At 59.3% G+C, this 1,412-nt stretch carries 1 protein-coding gene; it reads left to right on the top strand.

The annotated features are described in order from the left end of the window. Nucleotides 1-248 precede the first annotated feature (248 nt). On the top strand, nt 249-1,412 hold a 1,164-nt coding region (gene eat, locus AC1DVF_RS29255; RefSeq protein WP_477783636.1), incomplete at its 3' end, for an ethanolamine permease.

Genomic DNA, 1,412 nt, shown 5'->3' with positions numbered 1-1,412 from the left:
TGGGCGGGCCTCTTCGCGAGCAGGCTCGCTCCCACAATTTGAAATGCATTCCCCTGTGGGAGCGAGCTTGCTCGCGAAGACGGCATAACAAGCACCATCGCACCCAACTGGCGCACAAAAAGCAGCTATCCCACCGCGAACATCCCCGATACGACAGCTTTCAACTCATTACGACTTGTTTCACAGCAATGGCACGCCCACTGCACACGCCCTCCCCGAGCTTTCCAAACCGTTCAGGGAGCAAACGCATGAACACACAACTCAAACCCACGCTGGGCACCTTGCACCTGTGGGGCATTGCGGTAGGGCTGGTGATTTCCGGAGAATATTTCGGCTGGAGTTACGGCTGGGGCGTCGCCGGAACACTGGGCTTCCTGGTGACCTCGTTCATGGTCGCGACCATGTACACCTGCTTCATTTTCAGTTTCACCGAACTGACGACCGCGATTCCTCATGCGGGCGGGCCGTTTGCCTATAGTCGTCGAGCGTTTGGTGAAAAAGGCGGATTGATCGCCGGGCTGGCGACGCTGATCGAATTCGTCTTCGCTCCACCGGCCATCGCTCTGGCGATTGGCGCCTACCTGAATGTGCAGTTTCCGGCACTCGATCCGAAGCATGCGGCGGTCGGCGCTTACATCGTGTTCATGGGGCTGAACATTCTCGGGGTGAAACTGGCGGCGACCTTCGAGCTGGTGGTCTGCGTACTGGCGGTGGCCGAGTTGCTGGTGTTCATGGGCGTGGTCGCGCCGGCCTTCAGCTTCAGCAACTTCGCACTGAATGGCTGGGCCGGTTCGGATGTGTTCGGTGCGCCAGCGATTGCCGGGATGTTCGCCGCGATTCCGTTTGCGATCTGGTTTTTCCTGGCGATTGAAGGCGCAGCGATGGCTGCCGAAGAAGCCAAGGATCCGAAGCGCACGATTCCCAAGGCCTACATCAGCGGCATTTTGACTTTGGTAGTGCTGGCAATGGGCGTGATGTTCTTTGCCGGCGGCGTCGGCGACTGGCGCACCCTGGCCAACATCAACGACCCGCTACCGCAAGCGATGAAAACCGTGGTCGGCGACAACTCTGGCTGGTTGCATATGCTGGTGTGGATCGGTCTGTTCGGTCTGGTTGCCAGTTTCCACGGGATCATTCTCGGCTACTCACGTCAGTTCTTCGCCCTCGCCCGCGCGGGCTATCTGCCAGCCTCGCTGGCGAAACTCTCGCGCTTCCAGACACCGCACCGCGCCATTATTGTCGGCGGCATCATCGGCATCGCCGCGATTTACAGCGACGGCCTGATCAACCTCGGTGGCATGACCCTTACCGCCGCGATGATCACCATGGCGGTGTTCGGCGCCATCGTGATGTACATCATGAGCATGCTCAGCCTGTTCAAACTGCGTAAATCGGAGCGCGTAAATCGGAGC

The organism is Pseudomonas sp. P4_D7, assembly GCF_056401755.1.
Note: the sequence above shows the minus strand (reverse complement) of the source record. Positions and strands in the feature narration are given on the sequence as shown.